This is a genomic window from Stenotrophomonas sp. 05L44_2, assembly GCF_056665995.1.
The window spans coordinates 1-5,298 of record NZ_JBFTNR010000241.1; the positions used below are offsets into that span (position 1 = coordinate 1).

A 5,298-nucleotide genomic window follows, 5' to 3' on the forward strand; every position below is an offset into this window, starting at 1 on the left:
CCATAGGCCAGCCATCGACCGCCATTGAGAGCCCCTGGCGATGACGCCAGTACCGGCGGTTATCAGGTTGCCCGGGATTCAGGCAGTCGTMATGGGCCGTTGCTAGGCTTCGCCGCCGGGCCCTTCGCCCCGGACAAGGACGCCCTACCCATGCAGCCCTCCCCGTGGACTCCCGCCGCCGGCAACCCGACCCAGGTGCTGCTGGTCGAGGACGACCGCCGCCTTGCCGAGCTGGTCAGCGACTACCTGAGCGAACATGGATTTGCCGTGCAGCACGTGCCGCGTGGCGACCTGGCCAGCGCGGCCTGCCGCCAGCACGCGCCGGAACTGGTGGTGCTGGACCTGATGCTGCCTGGCCTCGGTGGCATCGACGTGTGCCGGCAGATCCGCAGTTTTTCCGACGTGCCGATCCTGATGCTGACGGCGTGCGAGGACGATATCGAACAGGTGCTGGGCCTGGAGTCCGGCGCCGATGACTATGTGCACAAGCCGATCGAGCCGCGCCTGCTGCTGGCGCGCCTGCGCGCGCTGCTGCGCCGTCGCCATGGCAGCGGTCCTGCCGGGGTGCCGTGCAGGCTGATGCATGGCGAGTTGCTGATCGATCGCGTGCAGCGCGAGGTCCACCTGCATGGGCAGCCCGTAGAGCTGGGCACCACCGAATTCGAGATCCTCTGGCTGCTGGCCAGCCAGCCCGGGCAGATCCTCTCGCGCGACCAGATCCTGCAGGCGGCGCGCGGCATCGGTTTCGATGGCCTGGACCGCAGCGTGGATGTCTGCATCGGCAAGCTGCGCCGCAAGCTGGGCGATGACGCGCGCGAACCGCGCCGGATCAAGACCGTGTGGGGCCGCGGTTACCAGTTCAACCCCTCGGCCTGGTCGGCGTGAAGCGCCTGTTCCTGTGGTTGTGGTTCGTCACCGGCGGCTGCCTGCTGGTGTCGGTGTTCAGCCTCAACCATCTGCTGGACCGCATCTACACGCCCCTGCAGGAACGAGTCTTCGTCGAACAGGTGCGCGGACAGGTGTATGCGCTGCGTAGCGGACTGGCCGGCTTGGACCGCCAGCAGCAACAGCAGCGCCTGCTGCAGTGGCAGCCGCATTACGGCATTGCGCTGTCACTGCTGGATGCACCGCCCCTGCTCGATGACGAAGAGCGCAGTGCCCTGCGCGGGGACGGCTTCATCGTCCGTGAGCGCTACCAGCAGGTGCTGCTGCCCATCGAGGGGACTGACGGACGCTGGCTGCAGCTGCGCCTTCCCGGCGAGGTGCAGATGACCCTGTACATGACCGCCGCCGCCTACCTGTGCATCCTGCTGCTGGTCGGCGCCTGCCTGTATGCCTGGGTACGCCTGCTGTGGCGCGACCTGGAAGCGCTGCGGGGTCATGCCGATCGCATCGGTGCCGGCGACCTGCAGGCACGTGCGCAGGTATCACCACGCTCGCAGATCCGGGTCATCGTCGAGCATTCCAACCGCATGGCCGCGCGCGTGGCCGAACTGGTGCAACGGCAGCGCGATCTTACCCATGCCATTTCCCACGAGCTGCGCACGCCGATCGCACGCCTGGCCTTCGGCCTGGATCTGATGCAGGACAGCAACGACCCGGCGCGGCGGGCACACCTCGCTGCCGGCCTGCATGGTGATCTGGCCGAGCTCAACCGGTTGGTCAGCGAACTGCTGGCCTATGAGCGTCTGGAGCATCCCAACGACGCCGAGCCCATGCAGCGGATCGAGGCGAACGACTGGCTGCAGGCCTGCATGGAAGACGCACGGCGCGATGCCGAGCGCGCGGGCCTGGTGCTGCAGGTCTGGCCCAGCGCGCTGCCACGCGTGGATGCCGAGCCACGCCTGCTGCAGCTGGCCCTGAGCAACCTGGTCGGCAACGCGATGCGCTATGCACGCACCCGTGTGGAGGTGTCACTGGTCAGCGTGGCCGGCAAGGCCTGCCTGCGCGTGGATGACGATGGCCCCGGCATTGCCGAAGGCGATCGCGAGAAGGTGTTGCGCCCGTTCACCCGCCTGGATGACAGCCGCAGCCGCGACACCGGCGGCTTTGGTCTTGGCCTGGCCATCGCCGGGCGCATCGCGGTTCGTCACCACGGCGAGCTGCGCGTGGGACGCGCGACCCTGGGCGGTGCACGCCTGGAAATGCACTGGCCACTGGCTGCCAGCTGAACGCCACGGGCCGCGCTTACAGTTGCTTACAACTCCCGCACAACTGCGGACGGATTGGTCGGTGGCATCCCGCCACGCTGTCGACCCAGCAGCACGCGCCGGATGCGCGCACTGCATTTCCTCCCACTGTAGAGAGTTGCCATGTCCCACCGTCGCCGTTTCCCCACCCTGCTCGGCCTGGCCCTGCTGCCCTTGTTCGCAACGTCCACAGCGCATGCCAAGGAGGATCAATGGACCTTCGAGCTGGCCGCCGGTGGCGGCGTTGCCCCGCGCTACAGCGGCAGCGAGGAATTCCAGGCCGCACCGACGCTGTCGTTCGACGTGACTTCGCCGGGCGGCTGGTTTCTGGGTACCAGCGGTGCGGGTTGGGGCACGGCGATCGGCGAACACACCCGCGTGCGTGCCTACGTCGGCGGCAGCGGCAGCCGACGCGAGAAGAACTCGATCCTCGGCGGCTCGGACTTCCTGCGTGGCATGGGCGATATCGATACCCGGCCCCTGGTCGGCCTGGCGGCTGGCTATACGCTGGGTGAGGCGGTGTTGAGTGGTTCCTGGCAGTACACGCTGAAAGACGATGACAAGGGCGACAACGGCCTTGCCACCCAGCAGATCCACCTGAACCTGGAGATGCCGCTGTTCGATCTGGCCGGTGGCGTGGTCAGCGGCAGCGTCTCCACCGACTACGGCAACCGCGGCTATATGCAGACCTGGTACGGCGTCAGCCCCGACCAGGCCGCACGTACCGGGTTCGCCCAGCACAAGCCCAAGGCCGGCCTGGTCAGCGCCGGGCTGGGCATGAAATGGAGCCATCGCGCTGGTCGCAATGGCAACTGGTACATCGCCGTGGAGGGCACCCGCCTGCTCGGCGACGCCGCCGACAGCCCGATCGTGCAGAAGGCCAACCAGTTCGGGTTGATGACCGGGTATACGCACCGGTTCTGAGCATGGCCGGCGAGCGCCGGGCACCGACGTTCGCGCTGGCAAAGAGACGGGGCGCTGCGATCATGCAGCGCCCCGTTGCACGCATCAGGCCTTGGCGAACACCAGATGGCCGCCGTCGTTGCCCACTTCGATGGTATCGCCGTTGACGAACGCACCGGACAGGATCTTCTGCGCCAGCGGGTTTTCCAGCTGTGCCTGGATCGCACGCTTCAGCGGACGCGCGCCGTAGACCRGATCGAAGCCGACGTTGCCGAGCAGATCGAACGCTGCATCGGACACCACCAGCTTCAGGCCACGCTCGGCCAGGCGCTTTTCCAGGCCACGCATCTGGATGCGCGCAATCTGCTTGATCTGCTGCTTGTCCAGCGGATGGAACACCACGATGTCATCCAACCGGTTGATGAACTCCGGACGGAAGTGCGCCTGCACCACGCCCATCACCGCCGCCTTCATCTGCGTGTAGGCCTCCGGCGTGTCATCGCCGCTCATGTCCTGGATCTGGTGCGAACCCAGGTTSGASGTCATCACGATGACGGTATTGCGGAAGTCCACCGTGCGGCCCTGGCCATCGGTCAGGCGACCGTCGTCCAGTACCTGCAGCAGGATGTTGAACACATCCGGATGCGCCTTTTCCACCTCGTCCAGCAGGATCAGCGAATACGGGCGACGGCGCACAGCCTCGGTGAGGTAACCGCCTTCCTCATAGCCCACGTAGCCGGGGGGCGCACCGATCAGGCGTGCGACGCTGTGCTTCTCCATGAACTCGCTCATGTCGATGCGGATCATCGCGTCGGCGCTGTCGAACAGGAACTCGGCCAGCGACTTGCACAGTTCGGTCTTGCCCACGCCGGTSGGGCCCAGGAACAGGAACGATCCCCCCGGTCGATTCGGATCGGACAAGCCAGCGCGCGAACGACGCACCGCGTCGGACACCACCTTGATCGCCTCTTCCTGGCCGACCACGCGGTTGTGCAGCACCTCTTCCATGCGCAGCAGCTTGTCACGCTCGCCTTCGAGCATCTTGTTGACCGGGATGCCGGTCCAGCGCGAGACGACCTCGGCGATCTCCTCGTCGGTGACACGGTCCTGCACCAGCTTGAAGTCGTGGTTCTCCACTTCCTGGGCGGCGGCCAGCTGCTTTTCCAGCTGCGGCAGCACGCCATACTGGATCTCGCTCATGCGCGCGAAATCCTGCCGGCGCTGGGCCGACTCCAGTTCAACCTTGGCCTGCTCGACCTGTTCCTTGATCTTCGTCGTGCCCTGCAGCGCGGCCTTCTCCGACTTCCAGACTTCGTTGAGATCGGAGAACTCGCGCTCCAGCGCATCGATATCTTTTTCCAGATCGGCCAGGCGCTGCCGCGAAGCGTCGTCCTTTTCCTTCTTCAGCATCTCGCGCTGGATCTTCAGCTGGATCAGGCGACGTTCCAGCCGGTCCAGTTCCTCCGGCTTGGAATCGATCTCCATGCGCAGCCGTGAAGCGGCCTCGTCCATCAGGTCGATGGCCTTGTCCGGCAGCTGGCGGTCGGTGATGTAGCGGTTGGACAGGGTGGCCGCAGCGACGATGGCCGGGTCGGTGATCTCCACCCCGTGGTGCACCGCGTACTTTTCCTTCAGGCCGCGCAGGATCGCGATGGTGTCCTCCACCGTCGGCTCGCCCACGAAGACTTTCTGGAAGCGGCGCTCCAGCGCGGCATCCTTYTCGATGTACTTGCGGTAYTCRTCCAGCGTGGTSGCRCCRAYGCARTGCAGYTCGCCGCGCGCSAGYGCCGGCTTGAGCATGTTGCCGGCRTCCATCGCRCCKTCGGCCTTGCCCGCGCCAACCATGGTGTGCAGCTCGTCGATGAACAGGATGATCTGCCCTTCACTCTTGGCCAGGTCGTTGAGCACGSCCTTCAGGCGTTCTTCGAAYTCRCCGCGGWACTTSGCGCCGGCGATCAGCGCGCCCATGTCCARCGACAGCACGCGCTTGCCGCGCAGGCCTTCRGGCACTTCGYCRTTGAYGATGCGCTGSGCSAGGCCTTCGACGATSGCGGTCTTGCCCACRCCGGGYTCGCCGATSAGYACSGGRTTGTTCTTGGTRCGACGCTGCAGCACCTGGATGGTGCGGCGRATTTCKTCGTCGCGRCCGATCACCGGRTCGAGCTTGCCGCTCTCGGCGCGTGCGGTCAGGTCGATGGTGTATTTC

General features: G+C 66.2%; 4 protein-coding genes. 3 read left to right on the forward strand and 1 reads right to left on the reverse strand.

Annotation, left to right across the window (positions count from 1 at the left end; genetic code table 11):
* Positions 1-150 precede the first annotated feature (150 nt).
* From AC1VAN_RS10220 to AC1VAN_RS10230, 3 genes are all read left to right on the forward strand, one after another.
* Entirely contained in the window at positions 151-885 is a 735-nt protein-coding gene (locus AC1VAN_RS10220) for a winged helix-turn-helix domain-containing protein (RefSeq protein ID WP_025874693.1), read from the forward strand.
* A complete protein-coding gene (locus tag AC1VAN_RS10225) occupies positions 882-2,171 on the forward strand; it encodes an ATP-binding protein (protein WP_313115884.1) in 1,290 nt (429 codons plus the stop codon). The genes AC1VAN_RS10220 and AC1VAN_RS10225 overlap by 4 nt, the downstream gene beginning before the upstream one ends.
* Positions 2,172-2,312: 141 nt before the next feature.
* Entirely contained in the window at positions 2,313-3,113 is an 801-nt protein-coding gene (locus tag AC1VAN_RS10230) for a MipA/OmpV family protein (RefSeq protein ID WP_025874695.1), read from the forward strand.
* A gap of 84 nt (positions 3,114-3,197) precedes the next feature.
* Here AC1VAN_RS10230 and clpB read toward each other — a convergent pair.
* Positions 3,198-5,298 (reverse strand): ATP-dependent chaperone ClpB (gene clpB, locus AC1VAN_RS10235; RefSeq protein ID WP_480985744.1); only part of this gene is annotated, 2,101 nt, incomplete at its 5' end.

What these genes read in the sequence shown, in the direction of transcription:
- AC1VAN_RS10230 (WP_025874695.1), top strand. Translation starts at nt 2,313, where the DNA reads ATGTCCCACCGTCGCCGTTTCCCCACCCTGCTCGGCCTGGCCCTGCTG.
- AC1VAN_RS10220 (WP_025874693.1), top strand. Translation starts at nt 151, where the DNA reads ATGCAGCCCTCCCCGTGGACTCCCGCCGCCGGCAACCCGACCCAGGTG.